The sequence below is a fragment of the Phenylobacterium sp. FG114 genome, assembly GCF_057809855.1.
On sequence record NZ_JBMDKU010000002.1, the window covers coordinates 356,157 to 383,042 of the forward strand.

Here is a 26,886-nt window from a genome sequence, read left to right on the forward strand (position 1 = left end):
CCGCCCTCAGGCGCCCAGGTCGGCCTGGCGCTTCGGCAGCACCACCGGCTTGGGCTCGGCGATCTTCTCGTCGCCCAGCGTCTCCACCACCTTCGGCTTGGCGGCCATCAGGGCGCCCGGCGCCGGCAGGTTCAGGTTCAGGATGGGTCCGTTGCTGATCGTCACCCGCACCGGGTCGCTCGTGCCCGGAAACGCGGTCACCCCGTCCCACATCACTGGCGGCAGGGTTCCGCCCATCATCTTGGCCAGGATCTCGCCGCCGTCGAACTTCGGGTCCCACCCGTTGCGGCCCAGCTTGTTGTCGCGCACCACGATGTCGCGGGGCAGGGGATTGTAGGTCTTGTCGTCGAACTTCTGGACGTAGCTCACCAGCATCACCGCGGCCGTCTGGTTCTCGGCGATCTCGTTCTCGAACACGTGGACGTTCTTGTTGGCCATGATCATCACGCCGGTGCCGGTCGGCACATTGGCCACGATGTTGCCCTTGGGCGCGAAGTTCGGCGTGTCGTTCTGCACCACCTTGTTGCGGAACAGCCGCGTGGAATGCCCGCCCATCTGCGGCAGGTTCGGCAGGTCGAACACCAGGATGCCCCCGGCGTTGCGCGTGGCGACGTTGTCGAACACGTCGGCGTTCATCGAGTTCTCGATCTCGATGCCGGCCACGTTGAACTCGGCGCGGCTGTTCTTGACCACGATGTTCTTCGACTGGCCGACGTAGATCCCGGCGTCCGACGCGCCCTTCACCACCACCTTGTCGATCAGCACATTGGTCGAGCTGACGGGATAGACGCCATAGGCGCCGTTCTTCTCGTTCGGCCCGCCGGTCCACTCCACCCGCACATTGACGAAGCTGATCTGGTCCGACCCCTTCGACTTCACACCGTCGCCCTTGGTGTCCTCGACGCCCAGGTCGCGCACGGTCACCCGGTTGGACGTGACCAACAGGCCCTCGCCGGCGCCCTTCTGGCCCTTGAACGACAGCACGGTCGCGTCCGGCCCGGCGCCCTTCACCGTCACGTCGTCCACGTCCAGCGACAGGCCATCGGTCAGCTCGAACCGCCCCGCCGCCAGCGCCACCACGTCGCCCGGCTTGGCGTCCAGCAGCGCGGTCTGCAGCCGCTCCTGCGCGTCCGCCCCCGGCGCCACCGCGAGGGTCTTCGCGTGCGCGACGCCCGTCATCAGGGTGGCCGCCAGCAGCGCCGTGGTGAGCCGGATCATGGAGCTTCCTCTCGTGACTTGCCCGGCATCGTGACGCGCCGTTCAACTTCGTAAGTGGCGCTGTTCACCGCCGCCGCGCAAGCCCTAAGCTAGCAATCCCTATCGGTTCCCATCCTCCTCGCGCGGAGAACGTGGTCTGCGCCGAGGCCGCCGCCTAAGCTCCCCGGATGAACACCGAGATCGTCCGCGTCGGCCCCGCCGACGCCACCCTGCTCAGCAAGGTCGCCGTCGACATCTTCGACGAGGCCATCGACCCCGCCCGCCTCGCCGCCTATCTGGCCCAGCCCGGCCACCTGATGGTGCTCGCCATCGCCGGCGACGGCGAGGCCGTCGGCCAGGCCCGCGGCATGATCCACCGCCACCCCGACCTGCCCACCGAACTCTACATCGACAACCTCGGCGTCACCCCCAGCCGGCGCCGCGAACGCCTGGCCACCCGCCTCCTCGACGAACTCATCGCCCGGGGCCTCGAACTCGGCTGCGAGGAAGCCTGGGTCGCAACCGAGACCGACAACGAGCCGGCGAGGGCGCTCTACGCCAAGCGCGGGGCCGAGGCCGAGACGGTGGTGATGTTTGCGTATGAGGTGGGGTGAGGGCGGTATCGGCTCGTTCCCAACCGCCCATACGCTCACTCGTCATGGCCGGGCTTGACCCGGCCATCCATTCCAGGGCGCGAGCTCCCCTACGCAATCCGGACGAGACCGTTGGACGGCCGGGTTAAGCCCGGCCATGACGAGCAGGGAGAGGGGGGAGGGCGGAGCCGCGAACTAGTCCTCAACCCGGTGCGAATACGGTTGGAAAATCGGGCCGATGGGTTCCAGGTCTTCCCTCTGATGGCCCTTCGGAAGGATGCTTCCGTCGGCAAGTCCGGCGAGAAATTCCGCCATGCCGCAATCGAACTCTTCGAAGCACTCATTTTCGCTGGCGCCCCGATCCCAGAAGACCACCTTCCAGTCATCAGGTAGTCCGCCCGTGTCGGGCCACGCTGGATAGGGAACGGGCACGCCGTAGTTGACCATCTCGCGCGCAAGATCGAGTTCACCCTCGAGACTGCCGCCCTGATCGGGACTCCCCGGCAGATTGACGTAAAGAAGCCCCGCGACACGCCCGCGGCCATACAGCCGCGCGAAGTCCTTGTAGTCTTGTGGAAGCCTCGTCCCAAGGTAAGTCTCAACCGGCTCCCAAGGGTCCGTGAAGGGTTCGAGTGGTTCGGACGGCGGCGGTAAGGCTTGGATCAGCCGTTTGATGGTCACAGCGGCCTTCCGTCTTCCGACGGCTTGAACAACATGTCGCAGGGGAACACGTCGCTCGGGAAATGCTTCGGGCTGATCTGCCCCGTCACGACGCCTGCTAAGAAGTCGGTCAGGTCGCAATCGAAGAACTCGAACTCCTGCATGCCTCGATCCCAGAACACGACCGTCCATTCGTCTGGAGCACCCCGGGTGAGCCAGAAGAAGGCATCCCCGAAATCGCTATCCCCACATGGAAGCAATCCACCGGCCTCCGGCCACATGGGTTGGGAAAGCTCTTCGTACCCCGCGAACGCCTCCTGAATCCTCGATACCTCCGCCGACAGGCGTGCGTCTCGATACCAGGACCAAGGCACGTAGATGCGAAAGAACTCTAGAAACTCGCCGGCCCCGTAGCGCCCAACAAAATCCTTGTAGTCTTGCGGCAGCGGTGTGCCGATTTCCGCCTCCACCGCAGCCCAAGGGCCCCGGAACGCCCCGACCGGCACAGCCGGAGGGGGCACAGCTTTCAAGAGGGTGCCGATGGTCACTTCCGTGGCCGTCCCAAGGGGTTTTCAAGAATGAGTGCCGATGGCCCTTTGCGATCTCCCCAAGCAGCTAGCGTGATAATCGACGGCGCCAGCATGCCGGGAGCATAATGTGGGATCACGGAGTAGTTGACGAGCTCGCCCGAAGATACTCTCTTCGCGATGTCTTTCTCGTAGGCGCTCATCAGAGGATGATTAGTTCTTCGCGTGGCCGCGAAAACCTTCTTTGGCTCATCAGCCAACCCGCCAAGACTTTTGGCAAGCAAGTGCGCCCTTTGGTGAAAGTGGGGCGCCTCACCGCTAATGAATCCGGGTGGTTTTACGTTACTTTGTGTCCCGCGGCCGGTTCCCAACAACGGGGCTCCAAGGGCCGCATGCATGCCTTGTGACTGGCCAGCAGCGTTCGCCTCCCGATAACGGATAGCTCCGCCTTGAGGAATCTCCGTAGCGCTCTTACGAACATCTCCTCGCTGGCCGCCTTGTCGAAGACGCGGGACGCTAGCTCCCGAGGCGGCGTCGGCGATACCGCCAACTATGAGAGCCCGATCGCGTGTTCGTGGTGACGCGCCTGCCAAGGTGGCGACACCGTAAGCCGCGCCCGCGAGCGGGTTCTGCGCCATGAACAGGCTGTTCACGACAGCCTTCCGCTGCTGCGCGACCAACTCTGGTGGTCGTAGCGGGTCCCCGACCGCGACGAGGACGCCCGCGCGTCCGTTATCGATCTCCCGATAGGTCTGGTTACCGATCGTGACGGTCTTTCTGAGACCTGCCCCTTCATGGCGGAAGTCGAAGTCGCGTTGGAAGGGCGATGACAGGCCGGTGAGCGGAGCTGACGGGGGCCTCATTGGTGGCGCGGCCGGTCCTGGCGCCGAACGCGGTTTTCCCTGTGGCGTCTGCGCCATCCCACACCCCTTCTTCTGTTCCGTGATTTCGCAGTCCCCGGCAGGCGAGCCGCGCTGACCCTTGAAATCTTCACATCAACTCAGCCAGATGTCAAGAACAAAAAGGGAACAAACCCTCTATGTTCATCATCTCCGGGCTTGTCCCGGTGATCCATGCTTCAGCCGCCGCAAGCCCTGCGGCGGGCCGCGCCCGCGCGGCCCGCTTCCACGGCAATGTCGCCGACGGGTGGATCCCCGCCACAAGGGCGGGGATGACGAGCAAGAGGGTGAGGACGCGGGCTCCCGTCGGTGTGGTCCGTCGTTCCCTGCGAAGCGCCCCTACCCCGCCCTCGCCACGTACGCGTCGATCTCCGCCAGCCGCTTCTCCACCTCCGCGGGGGGGAGGAACGACCCCGTGAAACTGTTCTTGGCCAGCGTCACCAGCTCATCCCGGCTCAACCCCAGCGCCGCCGCCGTCTGTGTCCAGTTCTCGCCGAGATACCCCCCGAAGTACGCCGGATCGTCCGAGTTCAGCGTCGCCTTCAGCCCCAGCCCCAGCATCTTCTTCAGCGGGTGCGCCTTGAGATCGTCCACCACGCAGAGCTTCAGGTTCGACAGCGGGCAGACGGTGAGCGTCATGCCCTCGTCCACCAGCCGCTTCACCAGCGCCGCGTCCTCCAGCGCCCGGTTGCCGTGGTCGATGCGGTCGACGTGCAGCAGGTCCAGCGCCTCCCACACATATTCGGGCGGCCCCTCCTCGCCGGCGTGGGCCACCACCTTCAGGCCCTTGGCCTTGGCGGCGGCGAAGACCCGGGCGAATTTCGACGGCGGGTGGCCCACCTCGGACGAGTCCAGGCCCACGCCCGAGATGCGGTCCAGCCACGGCTCGGCGTCCTTCAGGGTGGCGAAGGCGGCCTCCTCGTCCAGGTGGCGCAGGAAGCAGAGGATGAGCGCTGAGGTGACGCCGAGATCCCGCTCCGCCTCCGCCATCCCGGCCAGCAGCCCCTCGATCACCGTGGCGAAGGCGACGCCCCGGTCGGTGTGGGTCTGCGGGTCGAAGAACAGCTCGACGTGACGGCAACCCTCGGCGGCCACGCGGCGGAAATAGGCCATGGCCAGGTCGTGGAAGTCCTGCCGCGTGATCAGCACGCCGGCGCCCTGGTAGTAGATGTCGAGGAAGTCCTGCAGGTTCGAGAAGGCGTAGGCGGCGCGCACCTCGTCCACCGACTTGAAGGGCAGCTCGATCCCGTTGCGCTTGCCGAGTTCGAACATCAGCTCGGGCTCCAGGCTGCCTTCGATGTGCAGGTGCAGTTCGGCCTTGGGCAGGCCCTTGATGAAGTCGGTGTCGTTCATGCCGACGTGGTCGCCCCGAAAGCGCGCCCGGGTCAAGCGTCGGCGGCGGCGGGTAGGGGTTTGCCGCTGCCGGTCGGTCGTCTAGGTTCGTCACCGCAACTCGGGAGTGTGCGTGCAGGGTTCGGACGTGGGGGCGGCGGTCGCGCCGGGGGCGGAGGAGAGGTTCGCCGCCGCCCAGGCCGCGTTGCGCAAGACACCCGGTATCCAGTTCGACTTCGCCGGCCCGCCCGCGCCGCCGGCGCCCCCCGACTGGCTGGAGCCGCTGCTGAAGGCGCTCAAGGTCATCGCGCCGGTGCTGCCCTACGTCTTCTGGGGCGGCGTGATCCTGGGCCTGGCCCTGCTCCTGTTCTTCATCACCCGCGAACTGGTCCCCGAGCGCTGGTTCCGCCGCAAGCGGGCCGACATCGCGGCCGTCGACTGGCGTCCGGACGCGGAGCAGGCCAGGGCGCTGCTGGACGATGCCGATGGCCTGGCCGCCGCGGGCCGGTTCGAGGAGGCGATCCACCTCCTGCTGTTCCGCTCCATCGACGACCTGCGGTCCCGTCGGCCGGGCGCCGTGAAGCCCGCCCTGACCAGCCGCGACATCGCCGGTCTCGAGGTGCTGCCGGCCGCGCCGCGCGCCGCCTTCGCCAGCCTGGCCCGCGCGGTCGAGCTCACCTTCTTCGGCGGCCGCCCCGCGGACGCGGTCGCCTTCGGGGCCGCGCGCCAGGACTACGAGGCCTTCGCCTTCGCCGAGGGCTGGCGGTGAGCGAGGCTCCTGCCGTCAAGCCGTCCGGCTTTGCCGCCGGCGCCATCCTGGCGCTGGTGCTGGCCGGCATCGTCGCGGCGGCGGCCATGGCGGTGCTGGCGGCCTACGCCCCCGACCTGCGGTCGGGCCAGGATGGACGGGCGCACGCGCTCTCGAAGTCGGCCGTGGGCTACGCCGGCGCGCCGATCCTGATGAAGGCGCTCGGCGCCTCGGTGGTGGTGAGCCGCACCCCGCCCATGCGCCCGTCCGCGTCGCTGGTGGTGCTGACGCCGGACCAGGGCCTCAGCGCCCAGGAACTGCAGAAGTACCCCAAGGGCCCTCAGACCCTGATCGTCCTGCCGAAGTGGCAGACCGCGCGCGATCCGCTGCGCCCCTCGTTCGTCCGCAAGGCCGGGGTGATGAAGGACGACCGCGGCTTCCGCGAGATGCTGAAGTCCTACGCGCCGGAGACTCGTCTGACGGTCCGCGCGGGCAAGTCGCGACCGGTGCTTCAGGGCCCCGACGGACCCGTGCGCCTGGGCGAGATCGACAGCTTGCGGACGATCTCGGGCCAGGGCTGGACACCTCTGCTGGTGGACGAGCGCGGCCAGGCCGTGCTGGCGCAGTCGGTCAAGACGCCGGGCGTCTGGGTGCTGGCCGATCCCGACCTGCTGAACAACCAGGGCCTCGCCAGCCGAGACACCGCGCGCGCCGGCGTCCTGGTCCTGGACCTCGCCCGGCGCGGCGACCGGCCGATCCTGTTCGACGTCACCCTGAACGGCTTCGAGCGCGGCCGGGGCATCGGGCGACTGATGCTGGAGCCGCCGCTGCTGGCGGCGACCCTGATCGCGCTGGCGGCTGGCGTCCTGATGGGGCTGCACGCCCTGGCGCGCTTCGGCCAGCCGCGCGCTCCGGGCCGCGCCTTCGCCCTGGGCGCGCGGGCCCTGGTGGACAACGCCGCGGGCCTGGTGCGCATGGCGCGCAAGGAGCACGAACTGGCGCCGGCCTACGCCGACTTGACGCGCGCCCTGGTCGCCCGCGCCGCCGGCGGCCATACCGCCCAGGAACACTGGCTGGACGACCTGGCCCGCCGCCGCGGCGCCACGCCGCCCGGCGAGTTGGCCGCCGAGGCCGAGACGGCCAAGACCCGCGACGACCTGATGGCCGTCGCCCGCAGACTGTACGACTGGCGAGGGGAGATGACGCGTGAACGTCGCTGAGGTGAAGGGGCTGGCCGACAAGGTCCGCGCCGAGATCGGCAAGGCCATCGTGGGCCAGCAGGACACCATCGACCTGCTGCTGACCGCGCTGTTCGCCAGGGGCCACGTGTTGCTGGAGGGGCCGCCCGGGGTCGCCAAGACCTACCTGGCCCAGTGCTTCGCCCGCACGCTGGGCCTCGACTTCGGCCGCATCCAGTTCACGCCTGACCTGATGCCCGCGGACATCATCGGATCCAACGTCTTCAACTTCCAGACCTCGACCTTCTCGCTGACCGAGGGCCCGCTGTTCTGCGAGCTGCTGCTGGCCGACGAGATCAATCGCACGCCGCCCAAGACCCAGGCCGCCTTGCTGGAAGCGATGCAGGAGCGCCGCGTCACCATCGACGGCAAGGCCCGCGGGCTCTCGGCCAACTTCATGGTGGTGGCCACGCAGAACCCGCTGGAGCAACAGGGCACCTATCCCCTGCCCGAGGCGCAGCTCGACCGCTTCCTGTTCAAGCAGACGCTGGGCTACCCCAGCCGCGACGAGGAACGCCGGATTGTCGCGGAATACGGCGTGCAGAGCGGCCACGCCGACCCCGCGGCGCGGGGCGTGGCCCGCGTGGTCACGGCCAGGCAACTCGGCGACGCGCACAAGGCCGTGGCGGCCGTGCGGCTCACCGACGAGATCGTGGGCTACGTCTTGGACCTGGTGCGTTCGACCCGCGAGACACCCGACCTTGCCAGCGGCGCCTCGCCCCGCGCCGCGGCCCAGCTCGCGCTGTCCGCCCGCTCGCGCGCGGCGCTGGACGGGCGCGACTACGTGATCCCCGACGACGTGAAGGCCCTGGCCCTGCCGACGCTGCGCCACCGGGTGATCCTGTCGCCCGCCGCCGAGATCGACGGCCGCCGCCCAGACCAGATCCTACAGGGCCTGGTCGACGTCGCGGCGGCGCCGCGCTGATGCGTTACACGCATCAGCTTGTTGGGCGCCCCGCCTTCCGGGCGGCGAACCGGCTTCCACTTCGCCTGAAGGCGGGGTAGCCGCCGCTTGCGCCTCTATCCCACCCGCCGTGCGATCGCGCTGATGGCCGTGGGCGCCGCGCCCGCGCTGGCCGTCGCCATGCTCGCGCCTGGGCTGTGGACGGCCGCGGCCGCCTGGATCGTGCTGGCGCTTGGGCTGATGCTGGCCGACGTGATGCTGGCCGCGCCGCCCCGCAGCCTCACGTTGGAGATGGCCGCCCCCCGCTTCCTGGGCGTGGGCCGGCCCGAGACGGCCCGCCTCACCGCCGCCTTCGCCGGCCGCCGGCCCGATCGTGTGGAGCTGGCCGTGGGGGTCAACGACCGCCTCACCGCGGAGCCGGACCGCCAGGCCGTCGCGGTCAGCAACGGCCGGGCCGAACTGGACATCCGCCTCTCGCCCGGCCGGCGCGGGGAGGGGCGCATCGAGGGCCTCTGGGCGCGCTGGCGCGGGCCGCTGGGCCTGGTCTGGCTGCAGCGCCACGAGCCCCCTGGCCCACCGCTGGCCGTGACGCCCGATGTGACGGGCGTGAAGGAACAGGCGCTGCGCCTCTTCGCCCGCGACGCCCCGCTAGGCGCCAAGCCGCTTACCGACGCCGGGGAGGGCTCCGACTTCCACGCGCTCAAGGAATTCCAGACCGGCATGGACCTGGGCGACATCGACTGGAAGCAGTCGGCGCGCCACGCCAAGCTGATCGGCCGCGAATACCGTACCGAGCGCAACCACCACATCGTGCTGGCGCTCGACACCGGCCGCCTGATGAGCGCGCCGGCCGCCGGCCTGCCGCGCATCGACCGGGCGATCAACGCCGCCCTCCTGCTGGCCTTCGTGTCCCTGAGGATGGGCGACCGGGTAGGCGTCTTCGCCTTCGACTCCAAGCCGCGCCTGGCCAGCGGCATCGCCTCGGGCCCTGCGGCCTTCCCGCTGCTGCAGAAGCTTTGCGCCGGGATCGACTATTCGACCGAGGAGACCAACTTCACCCTCGGCCTCACGGCGCTCTCGGGCCGCCTGGATCGCCGGGCGGTGATCGTGGTCTTCACCGACTTCGCCGACGCCACCTCGGCCGAGCTCATGATCGAGAACGTGGCGCGCCTCATGCGCACCCACCTCGTGCTGTTCGTGGTCTTCCGCGACGAGGAACTGGAAAGCCTGGTGGCGCGAGAACCGGCCGAGCCCGACGACGTCTCCCGCGCGGTGATCGCCGAACGGATGCTGCGTCAGCGCGAGGCCGTGGCCGCCCGCCTGCGCCGCCTGGGGGCCCAGATCGTGGACGCGCCCGCCGAAGGGCTTTCCGCCAACCTGGTCAACAGCTACCTCGACGTGAAGCGGCGAGGACTCGTCTGATGGCCGAGCTGCATCTCAAGAGCTGGCGGTTCCGGGCCGAGCGCGAGGCCGACTGGCGGCGCCTGGAGACCCTGCTCGCCAAGGCCGAGGCCGGGGGCGCGGGCCGGCTGAAGCGCGAAGAGCTTCTGGAGATGCCGCTGCTCTATCGGCAAGCGCTGTCGTCCCTGTCGGTGGCGCGCTCGATCTCGCTGGACCAGAGCCTGGTCGCCTATCTCGAAAGCCTGTGCACGCGGGCCTATTTCATCGTCTATGGCGCCCGGACCCGCCTGCCCGAACGGATCGCCCAGTTCTTCGCTCGCGACTGGCCTGCGGCGGTCCAGGCTCTGTGGCGCGAGACCCTGGTGTCGTTCATCCTGTCGGCCGCCGCGACCGTGGTGGCCTTCATCCTCGTGCGCCGCGACGCCGACTGGTTCAACGCCTTCGTCGAGCCGGCCCTGGCCTCCGGCCGCGATCCTACGGCGACCACCGCCTCGCTGCGCGACACGCTCTATCACGATGGCGCGGCGGCCGACGGCCTGTCGGTCTTCGCCACCTTCCTATTCACCCACAACGCCCAGATCTCGCTCTTCGCCTTCGCGCTGGGCTTCCTGCTGTGCCTGCCCACGGCGGCGCTGATGGTGATGAACGGCGGCATGCTGGGCGCCTTCCTCGCGCTGTTCGTCTCGCGCGGCCTGGGCTTCGAGGCGGGCGGCTGGCTGATGATCCATGGGACCACCGAGCTTTTCGCCATCGTGTTGGCGGGCGCCGCGGGCTTCTCCATCGGCTGGGCCGTCTGCTTCCCTGGCGAGCGCAGCCGCATCGACGCAGCGGCGGTGGCGGGTCGCCGCGCCGCTACCGTCATGGCGGGGGTGGTCGTGATGCTCTTCGTCGCCGGCGTGCTCGAGGGATTCGGCCGCCAACTGATCCAGGTCGACGTTGTCCGCTACGTCATCGCCGGCGCCATGCTCGCGGCCTGGCTCGCCTATTTCTACTGGCCGCGGAGGCCCGCGCCATGAGCCTGCAAGGCGTCCTGAGCCGTCTGCGCCGCGGCGACCGGGCGAGGCCTGCGCCCCATGACGGTTGGCGCGAGCTGGTCACGCCCGAGGGTGTCGATCTGCGCCTGCGGGTCGGCGCCTACGCCGAGCGGTTCTCGGCGATGCTGATCGACTTCGCGATCCTGTTCGGAGCCCTGGCCGTGTTCAGCCTGCTGGCCCTGGGCGTGTTCTGGGCGACGAAGGCCACGTGGGGCAGCGAGGCGCTGGGCGTGGTCTGGCTGCTGGGTGTCTTCATCGGCCGCAACTTCTACTTCCTGATCTTCGAGGTCGGCCCCCGCGCCGCGACGCCGGGAAAGCGGGCCATGGGCCTGCGCGTGGCCGCCGCCGACGGCGGACGGTTGACGGCCGACATGGTGTTCGCGCGCAACGCCATGCGCGAGGTGGAGGTCTTCCTGCCGCTCACCTTCTTCGCCGCCCGGGGCGAGGGCGTGGACGGCGTGCTGACCGGTCTGGGCGCGCTGTGGAGCATGGTGTTCGTGGTCTTCCCGCTGTTCAACCGCGACCGGCGGCGCATGGGCGACCTGGTGGCGGGCACCATGGTGGTGAAGGCGCCGAAGCGGGTGCTGCAGCCCGACCTCGCCGATACCGAACGGACCGCCTCCCAAGGCCTTGCCTTCACCCCAGGCCAGCTCGACGCTTACGGGATCAAGGAGCTGCACGTGCTCGAGGATGTGATCCGGGCGGGCGACCGCAAGTCGATGGCGGAAGTGGCCGCGCGCATCCGCGGCAAGATCGGCTGGGACGGCCCGACCGACATTGCGGACCGCACCTTCCTCAACGCCTACTATGCCGGCCTGCGTGGCCGTCTTGAGAGCCGCATGCTCTTCGGCCATCGTCGTAAGGACAAGTTCGACCGCGGCTAGCTGAAGATCTCGGCCAGCCACTGCGGGGCGGCGCCCTCGCGGGCCTTTCGCAGTTCGACGTAGAGCACGGCCACGCCGGTCGAACTGATCAGGGAGCTCAGCGTGTTGCTGACGAGGTTCCCCAGTATCCGGACCGGGCTACGCGCCAGGGCCACGGGATCGAGCGCGCCGCCGAAGCTGAGCGCCATGGAGACGGCTCCGATAACCGCGCCGATGACGATCGCGATCACCCAGACGACGACGAACAGGGCAAAGATCCGCCACCGGTTGCCTCGCGTCAGCTCGGCGCTGCGGCTGAACGCGCCGAACACCCCCGTGCGGTCGGCGACCAGCGCCGGCACCGCCACGCACCAGGCGCAGGCCATCATGATCCCCGGCACGATCAGCAGGACGAAGCCGAACATGATGGCCAGGATCAGCAGGATCGTGAGCCCGATCAGCGGCAGGAACGCCCGGAGGCCGGTGGTCAGGCAGTCCGCCATGGTGGGCTTGCGGCCGTTCAGGTCCTGGACCGTGCCGTACACGAGCGCGCCCTGGAGGATGGCGCTGGTGATCAAGGCGGCGAGCCCGCTGAAGGCGATGGCCTGGAAATAGCCGGCGTTGAAGTTCAGCCCGCCCGACGTCGAGAGGCTGCTGGCCTGCAGATACGCAATGATCGCCGTGGGAATGCCGGACAGAATCAGCGACAGCAGGCCGAAGGTGGCGATGTTCCGGCCGATGACCTGGAACGTGCCCTGGATGACCTGGCCGATGTCCAGCTTGCCGGGCTGGGCGTCCGCGATGTCCGTCATGCTCTCCCCCTAAACGCGTTCTCCAGTGGGATGCTAACCACGGGTCGCACGGGCTGTCGACGCGCCGCCCCGGATGCGGGACAAAGCCCCGGTGAACCTCGAACTGCGCATCCGAGCTGAACAACTGGCGCTGAAGGCGCCGTTCCGAATCTCGCGCGGCGTGAAGACCCACGCCGAGGTGGTGGTGGCTGAGTTGGTCGACGGGCCCAGCGTCGGCCGCGGCGAGTGCGTTCCCTATGCCCGCTATGAGGAGACCGTGGATTCGGTGGTGGCTCAGCTCGCCGATGTCGGCCGGCGCCTGGCGGGCGGGATGGCTGTTCGGGCGATCCTGGCGGAACTGCCGCCCGGGGCCGCGCGCAATGCCCTGGACTGCGCCGCCTGGGACCTGGAGGCCCGCCGCGGCCGCCCCGTGGCCGAGCGCCTGGGTCGTGCGCCGCCGGGGCCGATCCCCACAGCCGTCACGGTCAGCCTGGACACGCCCGAGGCCATGCACGCCGCGGCTCTGGCGGTCCGCGACGCGCCCCTGCTGAAGGTGAAGCTGGACCGCCACGAGCCGGCGGAACGCCTGCTGGCGGTGGCCGGCGCCGCGCCGGGCGCCCGCCTGATCGTCGATCCGAACGAGGGTTGGACGCTGCCCATCCTCGAAGCCATGGCCGAGCCGATCTCCCGACTGTCGGTGTTGATGGTGGAACAGCCGCTTCCGGTGGAGGAAGACCGGCGGCTGGCCGGGCTGGACTACCCCGCTCCCATCTGCGCCGACGAAGCCGTTCATACGGCCGCCGACGTGGCCCGGGTCGCCGACCGCTATGGCGTGGTCAACGTCAAGCTCGACAAGGCCGGGGGCTTCACCGAGGCCCTGGCGATGGTGAAGCAGGCGCGGGACCTGGGCATGGGTGTTCTGGTGGGCTGCATGGTCTCCAGCTCGCTTTCGATCGCTCCTGCCATGTGGGCCGCGGTCCTGGCGGATGCGGTCGACCTGGACGGCCCCTGGTGGCTGGTCGAGGACCGGGCCGGCGGGTGCCGCATCGAGAACGGCGTGCTCTATCCGCCACAGCCAGGCTTCTGGGGATAGCGGCGTTCGACCTTCGGTTGACACGGTTCGCGCATCATCGATTTCATCCGACTGCAATATTCGGCGGAGGCCCTGTGTCGGGCGCGGCGGCAGAGACGGTCGGAACGCTCGAGGTCGCGCTCGGCCACGCCGCGCGCCTGCTCGCCGTCGACGCCGCCGCCGCGGAGGCGCAGGCCCGCGAGATCCTGAAGGCCGTCCCTGACCACCCGCCTACGCTGCGCCTGCTGGGCGAGGCCCTGCGCCGCCAGGGCGACGCCAAGGGCGCCGAGCTGGCCTACCTCCGCTCAGTGAAGGGCTCGACGAAAGACCCCGACCTGATTACGGCAGCCAACGCGCTGGTCGAGAATCGGCTGGCGGTGGCCGAACAGACGTTGCGGGCGATCCTCATGGCGCGCCCGACCGACGTGGCCGCCATACGCATGCTGGCCGAGACCGGCATGCGCCTGGGGCGCTACGACGACGCAGAGAACCTGCTGGCGCGTTGCGTCGAGCTGGCCCCCGGCTTCACGGCCGCGCGGCACAATTACGCGACCGTCCTCTATCGTCAGAACAAGTCTCAGGCGGCCATCGCTCAGACGGATCGCCTGCTCGCCGAGGATCCGGGCAACCCGGGGTACCGAAACCTCAAGGCCGCCGCGCTGGCGCGGATCGGCGAGTACGAGCAGGCCATCGCCATGTACGCCTCGGTGCTCCAGGACCAGCCCCGCCAGCCGAAGGTGTGGATGAGCTACGGCCATGCCCTGAAGACCGTGGGCCGCCAGGCCGACTGTGTCGAAGCCTACCGTCGCTGCGTAGCGCTCGCCCCGCAGTTCGGCGAGGCGTGGTGGAGCCTGGCTAACCTGAAGACCGTGACCTTCGACGCGGCCGACGTCGCGGCGATGGAGGGCCAGCTCCGGCGCGCCGACCTGACCGACGACGACCGGTTCCACCTCGAGTTCGCGCTGGGCAAGGCGCGGGAGGACATGGGCGACTTCGAGGCCTCGTTCGGACACTACCAGCGCGGCAACGCGCTGCGCCGGCAGGGCCTGGACTATGAGGCGGCCGAGACCGAAGACCAGGTGCGCCGCGCCAAGGCGCTGTTCAACCGGCCGTTCTTCGCGGCGCGCGCCGGGCAGGGTTCGTCGGCGCCCGATCCGATCTTCATCGTGGGACTGCCCCGCGCCGGCTCGACCCTGGTGGAGCAGATCCTCGCCAGCCATAGCCAGGTCGAGGGCACACAGGAACTGCCCGACATCATCGCGTTGGCCCGCCGGATCGGCGGCAAGACGAAGAAGGCGTCGGAGGGCGACTATCCCGAGGCGCTAGGCGCCTTGGGTCCGCGCGAACTGACCGCGCTGGGCGAGGAATATATGGCCCGGGCCGAGGTGCACCGCAAGCTCGGTCGGCCCTTCTTTATCGACAAGATGCCCAACAATTGGGCGCATCTGGGCCTGATCCATCTGGCCCTGCCGAACGCGAAGATCATCGATGCGCGCCGCCACCCGCTGGGCTGCGGGTTCTCGGGCTTCAAGCAGCACTTCGCCCGGGGTCAGGGCTTCACCTACGACCTGACCGACATCGGCCGGTACTACGTGTCGTACGTCGAGTATTTGGCGCACTTCGACGCAATCCTGCCCGGCCGCGTCCATCGCGTGATCTATGAGCGCATGGTGGCTGATCCTGAGGCGGAAACGCGCGCCTTGCTCGCGTACTGCGGTCTTCCCTTCGAAGAGGCCTGCCTGCGGTTCTACGAAAACGACCGCGCGGTGCGCACGGCCAGCTCCGAACAGGTGCGCCGCCCGATCTTCACCGACGCCGCCGACCACTGGCGAAACTACGACCCCTGGCTCGGCCCGCTCAAGGCCGCGCTGGGACCTGTGCTCGACGCTTACCCGCACGCGCCCGGGACCTGAGGCGCTGGACGTATCAATGGGGGATACAATGAAGTACGATCCGCGGAACTTCAGGCGCGCCACGCGCTGGTCGGCGGGCCTGCTCGCCACGACCATGCTGAGCGGCGTGGCCGGGACGGCCCTGGCCCAGACAACGAGCGAAGTCGGCCTCGAGGAGGTGGTTGTCACCGCGCAGAAGCGATCGGAAAACCTGCAGGACGTGCCGATCAGCATCCAGGCGTTGGGCACCGAGCGACTCGACTCGCTGCAGGTGAACGACACGACGGACTATGTGCGCTTCATGCCCAGCGTTTCGGCGCCCACGGGCGCGCCGGGCTTCTCGAACTTCTACATGCGCGGCGTCGCGTCGGGCGAGAACAACAACCACTCCGGCCCGCTGCCGAGCGTGGGCGTCTACCTCGACGAGCAGCCGGTGACCACGATCACCGGCCCGTTGGACATCCACATCTACGATATCGCCCGTGTCGAGGTGCTGGCGGGGCCGCAGGGCACCCTCTACGGCGCGAGCTCGCAGGCGGGCACGATCCGCATCATCACGAACAAGCCCGAGACCTCCGGCTTCAAGGCCGGCTACGACGTCGAGCTGAACTCCACCGCGCACGGCGACATCGGCTACGGCGCAGAGGGTTTCGTGAATATTCCACTGCACGAGAAGGCGGCGATTCGCCTGGTGGCCTGGGCCGAGCACGACGGCGGCTACATCGACAATGTGCCGGGCTCGTTCGTCTATCCGACCGGCAACATCGCCGTGAACAACGCCGGCCAGGTGAAGAACGACTACAACGAGGTCGACACCGTCGGCGCCCGCGCCGCGCTGAAGATCGACCTCACCGACACCTGGTCGGTCACGCCCACCCTCATGGGCCAGCGCACCCAGGCTGACGGCGGCTTCGCGGCCGATCCGTCCAAGGGCGACCTGAAGATCAGCCGCTATTATCCCGAAGGCTCGGACGACAAGTGGTTCCAGGCCGCCGCCACGATAGAGGGCCAGGTCGCGAACCTGGACGTTCTCTACAACGGCGCGCACATGCGCCGCTGGGTCGACACGGACAGCGACTACTCGGACTACAGCTTCTTCTACGACACCCTGTTCGGGTACGGCGCCTACACGACCGACGACGCCGGTAATTTCATCAACACGTCGCAGTACATCCAGGGTCGCGACTACTACAAGAAGACCAGCCACGAACTGCGCGTGGCCTCGCCGGCCGAGAACCGCTTCAAGGTGGTGGCGGGCCTGTTCTACCAAAAGCAGACGCACAACATCGAGCAGCGCTACCGCATCGACAATCTGGCCTCTGCGGTCGAGGTCCCCGGCTGGCCCGACACGCTCTGGCTGACCAAGCAACTCCGCACCGACCGCGACTACGCGGCCTTCGCGGACGGCACGTTCGACGTGACCGACAAGCTGTCGATCACCGGCGGCATCCGGTTCTTCAAGTACAAGAACTCGCTGCAAGGGTTCTTCGGCTTCGGCGCCGGCTACGGCAGCACCGGTGAGCGACAGTGCGTGGCGCCGCTCGGCTCGCCGACGCCGATCGTCGAGGGTGGTCCCTGCACCAACGTGGACAAGACCACCAAGGGCGATGGCCACACCTACCGGATCAACGCCACCTACAAGATCACGCCGGACAAGATGGTCTATGCGACGCTCTCGACGGGCTTCCGGCCGGGCGGCATCAATCGTCGGGGCACCCTGCCGCCCTACGACGCCGACTTCCTGAAGAACCACGAGATCGGCTGGAAGACCTCGTGGATGGGCAATCGACTCCGGTGGAACGGGGCCGTGTTCTACGAGAAGTGGGATAACTTCCAGTTCTCGTTCCTGGGCGCCAACGGGCTCACCGAGATCCGGAACGCCGGCAAGGCAAAGATGAAGGGCGTGGAGTCCGACATCAACTGGCTGGTGACCGACGGCTTCACCCTGATCGGCGCCGCGGCCTACACCGACGCGGAGCTCAACGAAGACTACATCCCCGATCCCTCCGCGCCGCCGGAGGCGACGAAGGGCACCTCGCTGCCGGTCACGCCCAAGTTCAAGGGCAACCTCTCGGCGCGGTACGAATGGGCGTGGAACGATATGGACGCTCACGTCCAGGCGTCGGTGGTCCACACGGGCTCGGCCTATCCGGACCTTCGGATCTCGGATCGCGCGGTGATCGGAAAGCTCCCCAGCTCCACGACCTTCGATCTTGCGATCGGCGTCGAGCGCGACAGCTGGCGGATCGAGGCTTTCGCCAAGAACCTGTTCGACGACGACGGCCAGAACGACCGCTTCGTGCAGTGCGCCTCTTCCGTGTGCACACGCGTCTACACGATCCCGATCCGCCCGCGGATCATCGGCGTTAAGGTCGGCCAGACGTTCTAGGAAGTCGCCGGTCCGTCAGTCCCACCAGGGATAGGCGGCCGGCATGTCCGAGGAGACCCGCCCCGGGAACCGGGGCGGGCGCTTCTCGAGGAAGGCGCCCACGCCTTCGCGCACGTCCGGGCCGGCGCCCAGCTCCAGACTGAGCGGACCATCCAGCTTCAGAAGCTCCCACGGATCCGGCGCGCCGGCGAACCGCCACAGCATCTGCCGCGCGAGCGCGACCGAAACAGGCGCCGTGTTGTGGGCGATCTCCAGCGCGATCTCCCGGGCCCGCGCCAGCAACTGGTCGGGCTCAACCACCTCGCTCAGCAGGTCGGCCGCCTTGCCCTCGTCGGGCGTGATCATCGCGCCGGTCACGCACCACCGCAGCGCCTGCGGCAGGCCCACCAGCTTCGGCAGGAACCAGGCGCTGCCGGCCTCCGGCACCAGGCCGCGACGGGCGAAGATGAAGCCGATCTTCGCCGCCGAACTCGCGATCCGAATGTCCATGGGAAGGGTCAGGGTCGCGCCCACCCCAACCGCGGCGCCGTTGATCGCGGCGATCGACGGCTTGCGGCAGTTGAAGATCGCCTCGACGAAGCCGCCCCCGGCCTGCCGGGCGCGACCGGGCGCCGCGAAGGCCACCGAACCTTCCGCCTTGGCGTCGAACGCCCCGGCGCCCCCGGAGATGTCCGCGCCCGCGCAGAAGCCGCGCCCGGCGCCGGTGACGATCACCACGCGCACGTCGTCGTCCACGTCGGCCCGCTGGAACGCGTCGGCCAGCTCGGCGCCCATCACCGCCGTATAGGCGTTCAGCTTGTCGGGCCGGTTCAGGGTCACCGTCAGGATCGGGCCGTCGACCTCGTACAGGATCGTCTCGTAGGCCATGGCGTCCTCCTCGTCGTTTCCCCTATCCCGCGCGCTTGACGAGGCGGCAGGTCAAGCGCCGCCGCCTTGACTGAAAATGCGGCGGAATCGACGTTTGGCCTCCTAGCGGGTGAGCGTGCCGAGGCGGCCGCGGAAGAACGGTGCATCCTGGGCGGCGATGGAGGGGCCATTGACCGAGATCTCCCTCGACGACCGCGGCTTCGCGTTCGGGCACGGCCTGTTCGAGATGGTGTTGTGGGCCGACGGCCGCCTGGAGCATTGGGAGGCCCACGCCGAGCGGCTGGAACGCGGCTGCCGCGCCCTGCGGCTGCCATCGCCCGATCGCCTCGGCATACGAGCGGCGGCCGAAGCCGCCGTCGCGCTGGCGGGAAACCCCACGCGGGCGGCCGTGCGCCTGAACTGGAGCGCTGGACTGGGGGTCAAGGACCTCGACACCCCGGCCGACCTCCAGCCATGTCTCACCGCCAGCGCTTGGCCGATTGGCGAGCCCCCCGGCCCGACCCGCCTGTGCACCGCCAAGGTGCGCCGCAACGACAGGTCGCCGGTCAGTCGCCTGAAGACGCTCTCTTCGCTCGACAGCGTCCTCGCCCGCGCTGAGGCGCGCGAGGCCGGCGCCGACGAGGCGCTGATGTTGAACACGGCCGGCGAGGTGGCGTGTGCGGCCGCGGCCAACGTCTTCTGGGTGCGCCACGAGGAGGTGTTCACGCCCGACCTGGGCTGTGGCGCCGTCGACGGCATCATCCGCCGCCAGGTCCTTGCGGCCTGCCATGACCTGGGCGTTCCCGTGCAGGAAGTGTACGCTAACCCGGGGCGGATCGGCTGGACGCCGATGTTTCTCACCAGCAGCCTGGTGGGCGTTCAGCCTGTGGTCAGCCTTGACGGTCGCGACCTCCCGGACTCCAGGCTGATCGCCGCCATCGCCAAGGCGGTCAGTCGAGCTTCGAAATGACCTCCCGCAGCGTGGTGACGAGCTGGTCGATCTGGCCCTCGGTCACGATCAGCGGCGGCGACATGGCCAGGGTGTCGCCCGTGGCCCGGACCAGGATCCCGGCTTCGAACGCCGCCACCATCGCCGCATAGCCGCGCTCGCCGCCCTTCGGCGCCAGATCGATCCCGGCCATCAGGCCCAGGTTCCGGACGTCGGTGACCAGCGGCAGGTCCTTGAGACCGTGCACCGCGTCGGCCCAGGTCTCCGCCAGGTCGGCCGCCCGCGTGAACAGGCCTTCGCGGCGGTAGATGTCCAGCGTCGCCAGCCCGGCGGCGCAGGCCACCGGGTGGCCGGAATAGGTGTAGCCGTGGAACAGTTCCATCGGCGTTTCGGACCCGTTCACGACCGCGTCGTGCACCTCGCGCCGCGCGAAGACGGCCCCCATCGGCAGGACGCCGTTGGTGATCCCCTTGGCCGTGGTCATCAGGTCGGGCGTGACGCCGAAGTATTGGCCGGCGAACGGTGCGCCCAGCCGCCCGAAGCCGGTGATCACCTCGTCGAAGATCAGCAGGATGCCGTGGGCGTCGCAGATCTTCCGCAGGCGTTCCAGATACCCCTTCGGCGGCGGCAGCACCCCCGCCGATCCGGCCACCGGCTCAACCACGACCGCAGCAAGCGTCTCTGCGCCGTGCAGGGCGATGAGGCCCTCCAGGTCGTCGGCCAGCTCCGCGCCGTGCGCCGGCAGCCCGCGGGAGAAGGCGTTGCGTCCGACGTCCAGCGTGTGGCGCATGTGGTCGGACGGCAGCAGCGGGTAGACGCGCCGGTTGTTGACTAGGCCCCCGGCCGAGATGCCGCCGAAGCCCACGCCGTGATAGCCCTTCTCGCGGCCGATGATCTTCGACCGCTGCCCTTGGCCTCGCGCGCGATGGTAGGCGATGGCGATCTTCAGCGCGGTGTCGACGGATTCCGAGCCCGAGTTGGTGAAGAACACCCGGTCCAGGCGCTCGGGAGCCACCTGGGCCAACGCCGTGGCGAAGTCGAAGGCGATAGGGTGGCCCATCTGGAACGACGGCGCGTAGTCCAGCGTCATCAGCTGCTGGTTCACGGCGGTCGCGATCTCGGGCCGCGCGTGGCCGGCGTTGACGCACCAGAGCCCCGACGTGCCATCCAGCACTTCGCGCCCGTCCTCGGAGCGATAGTGCATGCCCTTTGCCGAGACGAGGAGACGCGGCGCCGCCTTGAACTGTCGGTTTGCCGTGAACGGCATCCAGTAGTTCGACAGGTCCGGGCGGTTGTCGCGGTCGTAGGCCATTGGCGGCTCCTGGGCGGGCCGCCATGACATCAGCTTCCCCGGGCGCGTTCTAGTCCCCGACGCCTTGAGGATGAAAGTCCGGCCCAAGCGTGCGCGCGGGGCGGCCGAAGAGTCCGATCAACGCCGCGGCGGCGGCGACGAGGCCGCAGACGACCGCCGTCGTCGCTGGGCCAAGCAGAGGCAGGACCAACGGGCCCGAGGCGGTGGCCGCCATCATCGCCCCGATGACCAGCACCAGCCGAAGCCGCAGCACGGCGGCATAGTCGTCGGCCGAGAGCCGGCTGCTGAAGAAGTTCAGCATCTGCAGGCCGGCGACCGAATGGGCCACGCCCATCGCGAGGGCGGCTGCGGCCATGGCTGGGATGCGCGTGGCGCCCGGCAGCATCGCCCCAACGCCCACCATCGCCTGGGTGAGGCCGATCGCGACGTAGCCCTCGAATTGCCGCCGCAGGGGCCGTTCCGGCCGCGTCAGCACCACCAGGGGACCGGCCAGGAGTTCCGACGCGGCGGCTGCGCCGAACACCACCGCCACGCCGGCCAACCCGGCCGCGCCGCCGTCGCTGCCCGCGAAGATGAGCGGCACCGCGACCGTGAAGCCCAGCGCGTAGGAACCGCCGCGCACCCCGGTGGTGATCAGGGCGCTCCACACCCCCGGGCAGGCGTTCGCCGCGTGGACCCCCCGCGCCAGTCGCCGGAAGAAGCTGGCCGGCGGGGTGTTGGCGGTCCGTGGCGCGTCCAGTCCTCTCCCGACCGCGGCCACCGCCCAGGCCGAGGCCAGGAAACTCACCGCGTTGGCGGTCAGCAGGTGGATCACCGGCAGCACCGCCATGATCGCGGCGGCGAGGAACGGACCGCTGGCCTGGGCCACCCGGACGGTGCCATCGAACAGGCCGTTGGCCGCTCGCAGCTGGGCGGCCGGTGTCAGCGTCGGCAGGCTGGACAGGAATACCGGACGGTGCGCCGACCCCAGCGCGGCCAGAACCACGCTGACCGCCATCAGGACCGGGAACGTCAGGCCCGACGTGGCCGAGGCGACCACCACGAGGGCGCATGCGGCCGCCGAGAGCAGATCCACACCGATCAGGAAGCCTCGGCGCGGGAGGGCCTCGACCACCGGCCCCCCGAGAATGCTGACCGCCAGGATCGCGGCCGACTGCGCGGTCACCAACAGCGAAGCGTTCGGCCCCGCCATCTCCGCCGCCAGCCACAGCGATCCCACGCCGAACAACTGGCCGCCGATGGCGGACGTCGCCAGGCCGATCCACAGGACGCGGATCCGCCGGTCCTGCAGCAGGGCGACGTAGGGGTGGGGCATGGGCGCGGAGTGTCGCGCCCGAATCACCCCTATTGCCAATGAAGGTTCGGGGGCGGGATGGTGCAGGCAATGAGCAGGCGCACGAGCGCCGGCCGGGAGGACCTCTCATGCGCTTCGGCGTCTTCTACGAACATCAGCTTCCGAAGCCCTGGAACCCCGGCGACGAGGCCCGGCTGTTCCACGAGGCGCTGGAGCAGGTCCAGCTCGCCGACCGGCTGGGCTACGACTACGCCTGGGAGGTCGAGCACCACTTCCTGGAGGAGTATTCCCACTCCTCCGCCCCCGAGGTGTTCCTGGCGGCCTGCGCCGCCCTGACCAAGAATATCCGGCTCGGCCACGGCATCCGCCAGGTGATCCCCAACTACAACCACCCCGCCCGCACGGCGGAGGGGCTGGGGACGCTGGACATCATCTCGAAGGGCCGCCTGGACTTCGGCGTCGGCGAGGGCGCGACGCGGCTTGAACTCGGCGGCTTCGGCATCCCCGCTAGGGAGAAGCGCGCCCTGGCGCTGGAGGCTGCCGAGCAGATCGCCAATATGATGGTGATGAGCCCCTATCCCGGCTTCGAAGGGAACGGCTTCTCCATGCCCTGCCGCAACATAGTACCGAAGCCGGTGCAGAGCCCGCACCCGCCGATGTGGATGGCCTGCACCAACCGCGACACCATCAAGGTGGCGGCCGCCAACGGCCTGGGGGCCTTGGCCTTCTCGTTCCTGGATCCCGAGGAGGCGCGAGGCTGGGCCGAGATATACTACGGCATCATCAAGTCCGATCAGTGCGTGCCGCTAGGCCACAGCGTGAACGCCAACTTGGCCATGGTCTCGAACTTCTCCGTTCACCCCGACCGCGACGAGGCGATCCGGCGCGGGCAGGAAGGCTTCGAGTTCTTCTCCTACGCGGTCAACGCCCTGGTGGCCCATGACGTGCTGCCCGGCCGCTCCAACCTGTTCGCCGATTTCCAGAAGAGCCGCGCCGCCAGCGACGACGAGATCATCGCAGCCCGCAAGGCCGCCCAGGTCAACGCCAGCGGCATCGGCACGCCCGACGACATCCGCCAGCATATCCAGGGCTTCCGGGACGCTGGCGTGGACCAGGTGATCTTCATGCAGCAGGCCGGCCGCAACCGGCATGAGCACATCGTGGAATCGCTGGAGCTGTTCGCCGCCGAGGTGATGCCTGGCTTCAAGGCTAACGCCGCCGAGCGCGAGGCGAAGAAGGCGGCCGAACTGGCTCCGTACATCGAGGCCGCCATGGCTCGGAAGCGCTGGATGGCCCCGCTGGAGGACCACGAGATCCCCGTGGTGCCGGCCTCGCGGGCCAAGGCCCAGATCAACGAGGGCGTTCGCTAGCTAGCGGGCTGTCCAGCTCGGCTGGCCGATGTCGTGGGTGCGGCAGGGGCGGCCATGTAGGCAGACCTCGCGGAACTGGAACAACCACGCCGCGGTCGGCGGGTTCAGCCAGCTGCCCCGGGCGAACATCTTCAGGATGGAGGGCCCGCCGGCCGGATTGCGCTCGCGACGCGGCGCGCGCGGATGGTCGAGGTCGGCGAGGGGGATCAGCCAGGCGGCGTGCACCTCCTCCGGGTTGGGGACCAGGGTCACCGGCTCGGGCGTCCAGGCCACCACGGGGGTCACCACATGCCCGCCGAGGGTGACGAAGTCGTCCAGCAGACCCAGCGCGGCCTCCCGGCCAAGCTTCACGCCCAGCTCCTCGTCGGTTTCGCGCAGAGCGGCGTCGATGGCGTCCTCGCCAGGGTCGAGGTTGCCCCCGGGCAGGGCGTAGTTGCCGGCCCCCCGACGCATGTGCAGCGCCCGGCGCGTCAGCAGGAACGCCGGACCCTCCGGCGTCGGCGACAGCACGATGGCCACCGCAGCCCGGCGGCGTCCGGCCGGGTCGATGGCGGCACGCGCGAAGCCGGCCAGGTTGGTTTCGACGCGAGCGCGCAAGTCTTGCATAGGAAGCAGTGTAGCGTGGCGACGCAGCGTCAGGGCGCCGGCGTCAGCACAGCGCACTGCTTGCTGGCCAAATCGTTGGGCGGCGTGGTCTCGCCTTCGGGGACCTGCCGCCGGAACGTGAACGACGCCAGCAGCGGCGTCTCGGCGTCGGAGAAGATGTCCTTCGGCGTGGCGCGGAGCTCGATCACGACATCGATCTCGCCGGGCGGACTCAGCGTCGCCCCGAAGCCCCAGGGTTTGTCGGGTTTCCGCGCATGCAGGACGAAGGTGCCGCTGTTGGGCGAATGGGCCTTCATGCCTTCGCTGCGCAGGCCTTCACCCTTGATCTTGTAGTAAAAATCCACGTCGCCGTCGGCTTCGAGCCACAGCGCGAGCTCGTGGTAGTCGTCCTCGCCGATCGTCTCGTCCATCCAGGCGCAAACCTGCGCGGCGTGCGCCGGAGCGGCCGCCGCCAGCACCGTGAGGCTCAGCAGCAAATGTCGGATCATGGCCACCCTCCCGGGCGCGATCCTACTCTAGGTCAGCTGTACCGTCGCCTTGGCCCGGATGTCGCCGGCCGAGCGGCCGACCAGAATGTCGTAGGCCCCGGGGTCGATGCGCCAGCCGCCGGCGTCCACATCCCAGTACGCGAAGGCCTTGGGCTCGAGTTCCAGGGTGACGCGGCGCGTCTCGCCCGGCGCCAGCGTGACCTTGGCGAACGCCTTCAGTTCCTTTGGCGACCGCGGGACGGCGCTGTCGAGGGCCGAGACATAGGCCTGCACCACTTCCTGGCCCTCGCGCTCGCCTGTGTTGGTCACATCGATCTCCAGGCGCACGGGCTGGCCGGCGGCCACGCTCTGCGGCGCCGACAGGTCGGTGATCTCGAAGGTCGTGTAGGCCAGGCCGTGACCGAACGGGAACAGCGGCTTCACCGGCGCGGCGTCGAACCAGCGGTAGCCCACCGCCAAGCCCTCGGCGTAGTCGCAGACCAGCGGGTCGGGGCTAGGCGCATGGGCCGGATGGTCGCCGAACGCTGTGGGGAAGGTCACCGGCAGCCGACCGCCCGGCGCCCGGTCGCCGAACAGGACCGCCGCCAGCGCGTCCGGCCCGGCCTCACCGGGCAACCAGAGCTGCAGCACCGCCCGCGCCTCGTCGATCCAGGGCATGGCGAAGGGCGAGCCGGTGTTCAGCACCACCACCGTGTTGGGGTTGGCGGCCAGCACAGCGCGGGCCAGTTGGTCCTGGCGGCCTGGCAGGTCCATGTCGGCGCGGTCGTAGCCTTCGCCCTCGGTGGCCGAGCCGGAACCCAAAACCAGGATCACCGCGTCGGCGGCCCGCGCCGCCTCGATCGCCCGCTCCATCGGCTCGGCCGGCGGCCGTACGCCCACGGCCACATAGTCCTGTTCCGGATCGGCGGGCGTATAGTCCAGGCGGATCGGGTAGCCCCGGCCGGCCGTCAGTTCGACGCTCGCCAGCCGCCGCGGGACCAGGTTGCCCATGACGTCCAGCCGGTCTGCCGTCGCGGGACCGGCCGGATCGATCAGCGCCTTGCCATCCAGCGTGAGGGTCGCCGTGCCGGTGGCGCGCACGCTGAACTCGAATGTCCCGCTCGCCTCGGGCCAAAACCAGCCGGTCCAGCGGAACGCGCCATAGGCCGGCCGTTTGGCCGAGGCGAGGTTGCCGCTGACCCAGCGGACTAGGTGGCGTTCCAGGCTGGTGCTGTTGGGCTCGCCCGAGCCGTCGGCTGCGGCGAAGTACTCCGCCTTCAGCCCCTCGGCGTCGCGCGCCTCGGTGGGACTGAACTGGCCGCGGACGGCCGGCGGGGGCACGTCGTCGTTGTCGGCGCCCTGGGCCTCCAGCACGGCAACCCCCCGGCCTAGCCGCCGGCGCATGGCCTCGACGATGGAGCGGTCGGCTTCGGTGGTCACCTGCGAGCTACCGCCGCCCTGCAGCATGCAGCGCAGTGCGTTCGGCCCGATCACGGCGACCGACTTCGCATCTGGCGACAGCGGCAATAGATCGCCCTCGTTCTTCAGCAGGGTCATTGCCTCGCAGGCGGCTTCGAAGGCGATGGCGCGATGGCGTGGCGTCAGCCGCTCTCCGGCCGGCCGCTTCCCGGCCATCAGTCCTGAGCGCACGATCAGCCGCAGCACCCGCCGGGCGTTGTCGTCGATCTGCTCGCGGGAGACCTCTCCGGCCTCGACGGCCGCCACCAGCTTTTCGCCGAACCATTTCGCAGGACCGGGCATCTCCAGGTCCATGCCGGCCGCCGCGGAGGGCGCCGTCGATTTCACCGCCGTCCAGTCCGAGACGACCATGCCGGCATAGCCCCATTCGCGCTTGAGGATGTCGGTCAGCAGGCGGCGATGCTCGGAGGCGTAGGTCCCGTTGAGCTTGTTGTACGACGCCATGACCGTCCACGGATCGGCGTCGCGCACCACGCGCTCGAAGGCGGCGAGGTAGATCTCCCGCAGTGTCCGTTCGTCGACCCGCGCGTCGACGCGGAAACGCTCCAGTTCTTGGTTGTTGGCGGCATAGTGCTTGAGCGAAGCGCCGATGCCCTCGGACTGCAGGCCCGTTACGTAGGCCACGCCCATGATCCCGGCCAGGTACGGGTCCTCGGAATAGCTCTCGAAGTTCCGGCCCCAGGTGGGGATGCGCATGATGTTGACGGTGGGCGCCAGAACCACGTGCTCGCCCAGAGCGTGGGCCTCGCGGGCGATGCCGGCGGCGACATCCCTGGCAGTGTCGGGGTTCCAAGTCGCCGCGATTGCTACCCCAACGGGAAAGACCGTAGCCGGCTGGCCCTTGATCGAGCGCACGCCGGTCGGCCCGTCGGTCATGTTGAGCTGCGGTACGCCCATCCGCTCGATGCCGTGCAGGGCGAACGAGCTGGCGCCCGCCAGCAGCCGCACCTTCTCTTCCAGCGTGAGCCGGCCCAGGAGATCGTCGGCGTGGGCGTCCAGGTCGGGGGCCGCAGCTTCACTCAT

At 69.3% G+C, this 26,886-nt stretch carries 24 protein-coding genes; 12 read left to right on the forward strand and 12 right to left on the reverse strand.

The features are described 5' to 3' along the window. Window positions 1-6: 6 nt before the first annotated feature. Window positions 7-1,218, reverse strand: coding sequence for a parallel beta-helix domain-containing protein (locus tag ACODSY_RS04765; RefSeq protein ID WP_488950511.1), 1,212 nt, complete (start codon window positions 1,216-1,218; stop codon window positions 7-9). Window positions 1,219-1,385: 167 nt separating this feature from the next. Between ACODSY_RS04765 and ACODSY_RS04770 the strand changes: the two genes are divergently transcribed. After that, the gene (locus ACODSY_RS04770; RefSeq protein ID WP_488950512.1) at window positions 1,386-1,811 is read left to right on the forward strand and encodes a GNAT family N-acetyltransferase; all 426 of its coding nucleotides are present in this window, start codon (window positions 1,386-1,388) and stop codon (window positions 1,809-1,811) included. 174 nt (window positions 1,812-1,985) lie between these two features. On the opposite strand, the gene ACODSY_RS04775 is transcribed toward ACODSY_RS04770, so the two are convergent. From ACODSY_RS04775 to ACODSY_RS04790, 4 genes are all read right to left on the reverse strand, one after another. Continuing rightward, window positions 1,986-2,471 (reverse strand): SMI1/KNR4 family protein, encoded by a 486-nt coding sequence (locus ACODSY_RS04775; RefSeq protein ID WP_488950513.1) that lies wholly within the window; start codon window positions 2,469-2,471, stop codon window positions 1,986-1,988. Further along, the gene (locus ACODSY_RS04780; RefSeq protein WP_488950514.1) at window positions 2,468-2,998 is read right to left on the reverse strand and encodes an SMI1/KNR4 family protein; all 531 of its coding nucleotides are present in this window, start codon (window positions 2,996-2,998) and stop codon (window positions 2,468-2,470) included. The genes ACODSY_RS04775 and ACODSY_RS04780 overlap by 4 nt, the downstream gene beginning before the upstream one ends. Further along, window positions 2,995-3,897, reverse strand: coding sequence for a DNA/RNA non-specific endonuclease (locus ACODSY_RS04785; RefSeq protein WP_488950515.1), 903 nt, complete (start codon window positions 3,895-3,897; stop codon window positions 2,995-2,997). Before ACODSY_RS04785 ends, ACODSY_RS04780 begins: the two co-directional genes overlap by 4 nt. 318 nt (window positions 3,898-4,215) lie before the next feature. After that, window positions 4,216-5,229: an adenosine deaminase gene (locus ACODSY_RS04790; protein ID WP_488950516.1), complete on the reverse strand. Its 1,014-nt coding sequence runs from the start codon at window positions 5,227-5,229 to the stop codon at window positions 4,216-4,218. A 112-nt stretch (window positions 5,230-5,341) separates the two neighbouring features. Between ACODSY_RS04790 and ACODSY_RS04795 the strand changes: the two genes are divergently transcribed. From ACODSY_RS04795 to ACODSY_RS04820, 6 genes are all read left to right on the forward strand, one after another. Continuing rightward, entirely contained in the window at window positions 5,342-5,977 is a 636-nt protein-coding gene (locus tag ACODSY_RS04795) for a hypothetical protein (protein ID WP_488950517.1), read from the forward strand. Continuing rightward, window positions 5,974-7,176, forward strand: coding sequence for a DUF4350 domain-containing protein (locus tag ACODSY_RS04800; protein WP_488950518.1), 1,203 nt, complete (start codon window positions 5,974-5,976; stop codon window positions 7,174-7,176). Before ACODSY_RS04795 ends, ACODSY_RS04800 begins: the two co-directional genes overlap by 4 nt. After that, a complete protein-coding gene (locus ACODSY_RS04805; protein ID WP_488950519.1) occupies window positions 7,163-8,119 on the forward strand; it encodes an AAA family ATPase in 957 nt (318 codons plus the stop codon). Before ACODSY_RS04800 ends, ACODSY_RS04805 begins: the two co-directional genes overlap by 14 nt. Before the next feature lie 87 nt (window positions 8,120-8,206). After that, a complete protein-coding gene (locus tag ACODSY_RS04810; protein WP_488950520.1) occupies window positions 8,207-9,520 on the forward strand; it encodes a DUF58 domain-containing protein in 1,314 nt (437 codons plus the stop codon). Beyond that, a complete protein-coding gene (locus ACODSY_RS04815; protein ID WP_488950521.1) occupies window positions 9,520-10,515 on the forward strand; it encodes a stage II sporulation protein M in 996 nt (331 codons plus the stop codon). The genes ACODSY_RS04810 and ACODSY_RS04815 overlap by 1 nt, the downstream gene beginning before the upstream one ends. Then, complete coding sequence (locus tag ACODSY_RS04820; RefSeq protein ID WP_488950522.1) at window positions 10,512-11,417, forward strand: RDD family protein; 906 nt, start codon at window positions 10,512-10,514, stop codon at window positions 11,415-11,417. The genes ACODSY_RS04815 and ACODSY_RS04820 overlap by 4 nt, the downstream gene beginning before the upstream one ends. Here ACODSY_RS04820 and ACODSY_RS04825 read toward each other — a convergent pair. Next, complete coding sequence (locus ACODSY_RS04825; RefSeq protein WP_488950523.1) at window positions 11,414-12,208, reverse strand: DUF7847 domain-containing protein; 795 nt, start codon at window positions 12,206-12,208, stop codon at window positions 11,414-11,416. The genes ACODSY_RS04820 and ACODSY_RS04825 overlap by 4 nt on opposite strands. A 73-nt stretch (window positions 12,209-12,281) precedes the next feature. Between ACODSY_RS04825 and dgcA the strand changes: the two genes are divergently transcribed. From dgcA to ACODSY_RS04840, 3 genes are all read left to right on the forward strand, one after another. Beyond that, complete coding sequence (dgcA, locus tag ACODSY_RS04830; protein ID WP_488950524.1) at window positions 12,282-13,280, forward strand: N-acetyl-D-Glu racemase DgcA; 999 nt, start codon at window positions 12,282-12,284, stop codon at window positions 13,278-13,280. Window positions 13,281-13,354: 74 nt separating this feature from the next. Beyond that, window positions 13,355-15,172 (forward strand): tetratricopeptide repeat-containing sulfotransferase family protein, encoded by a 1,818-nt coding sequence (locus ACODSY_RS04835; protein ID WP_488950525.1) that lies wholly within the window; start codon window positions 13,355-13,357, stop codon window positions 15,170-15,172. A 28-nt stretch (window positions 15,173-15,200) separates the two neighbouring features. Continuing rightward, window positions 15,201-17,540 (forward strand): TonB-dependent receptor, encoded by a 2,340-nt coding sequence (locus tag ACODSY_RS04840; protein WP_488950526.1) that lies wholly within the window; start codon window positions 15,201-15,203, stop codon window positions 17,538-17,540. A gap of 15 nt (window positions 17,541-17,555) precedes the next feature. On the opposite strand, the gene ACODSY_RS04845 is transcribed toward ACODSY_RS04840, so the two are convergent. Further along, complete coding sequence (locus ACODSY_RS04845) at window positions 17,556-18,407, reverse strand: enoyl-CoA hydratase-related protein (protein WP_488950527.1); 852 nt, start codon at window positions 18,405-18,407, stop codon at window positions 17,556-17,558. A gap of 169 nt (window positions 18,408-18,576) precedes the next feature. Between ACODSY_RS04845 and ACODSY_RS04850 the strand changes: the two genes are divergently transcribed. Further along, entirely contained in the window at window positions 18,577-19,356 is a 780-nt protein-coding gene (locus tag ACODSY_RS04850; RefSeq protein ID WP_488950528.1) for an aminotransferase class IV, read from the forward strand. Here ACODSY_RS04850 and aptA read toward each other — a convergent pair. Together aptA and ACODSY_RS04860 are read right to left on the reverse strand one after the other, a co-directional pair. Next, a complete protein-coding gene (aptA, locus tag ACODSY_RS04855) occupies window positions 19,337-20,647 on the reverse strand; it encodes an omega-aminotransferase AptA (RefSeq protein ID WP_488950529.1) in 1,311 nt (436 codons plus the stop codon). The genes ACODSY_RS04850 and aptA overlap by 20 nt on opposite strands. 49 nt (window positions 20,648-20,696) lie before the next feature. Then, entirely contained in the window at window positions 20,697-21,962 is a 1,266-nt protein-coding gene (locus ACODSY_RS04860; RefSeq protein ID WP_488950530.1) for an MFS transporter, read from the reverse strand. 107 nt (window positions 21,963-22,069) lie between these two features. On the opposite strand from ACODSY_RS04860, the gene ACODSY_RS04865 reads away from it, so the two are divergent. Further along, window positions 22,070-23,311, forward strand: coding sequence for an LLM class flavin-dependent oxidoreductase (locus ACODSY_RS04865; RefSeq protein ID WP_488950531.1), 1,242 nt, complete (start codon window positions 22,070-22,072; stop codon window positions 23,309-23,311). Here the strand turns inward: ACODSY_RS04865 and ACODSY_RS04870 are convergent, their stop codons facing one another. The 3 genes from ACODSY_RS04870 to ACODSY_RS04880 are packed head-to-tail and all read right to left on the reverse strand — an operon-like array spanning window position 23,312 to window position 26,886. After that, on the reverse strand, window positions 23,312-23,917 hold the full coding sequence (locus tag ACODSY_RS04870; protein ID WP_488950532.1) for an NUDIX hydrolase: 606 nt from the start codon (window positions 23,915-23,917) through the stop codon (window positions 23,312-23,314). It abuts the gene before it with no gap. 29 nt (window positions 23,918-23,946) lie between these two features. Then, window positions 23,947-24,405 carry a hypothetical protein gene (locus ACODSY_RS04875; protein ID WP_488950533.1) on the reverse strand — a complete coding sequence of 153 codons (459 nt, stop codon included), beginning with the start codon at window positions 24,403-24,405 and terminating at the stop codon, window positions 23,947-23,949. Between the two features lie 27 nt (window positions 24,406-24,432). Continuing rightward, a complete protein-coding gene (locus ACODSY_RS04880; protein ID WP_488950534.1) occupies window positions 24,433-26,886 on the reverse strand; it encodes a beta-glucosidase family protein in 2,454 nt (817 codons plus the stop codon).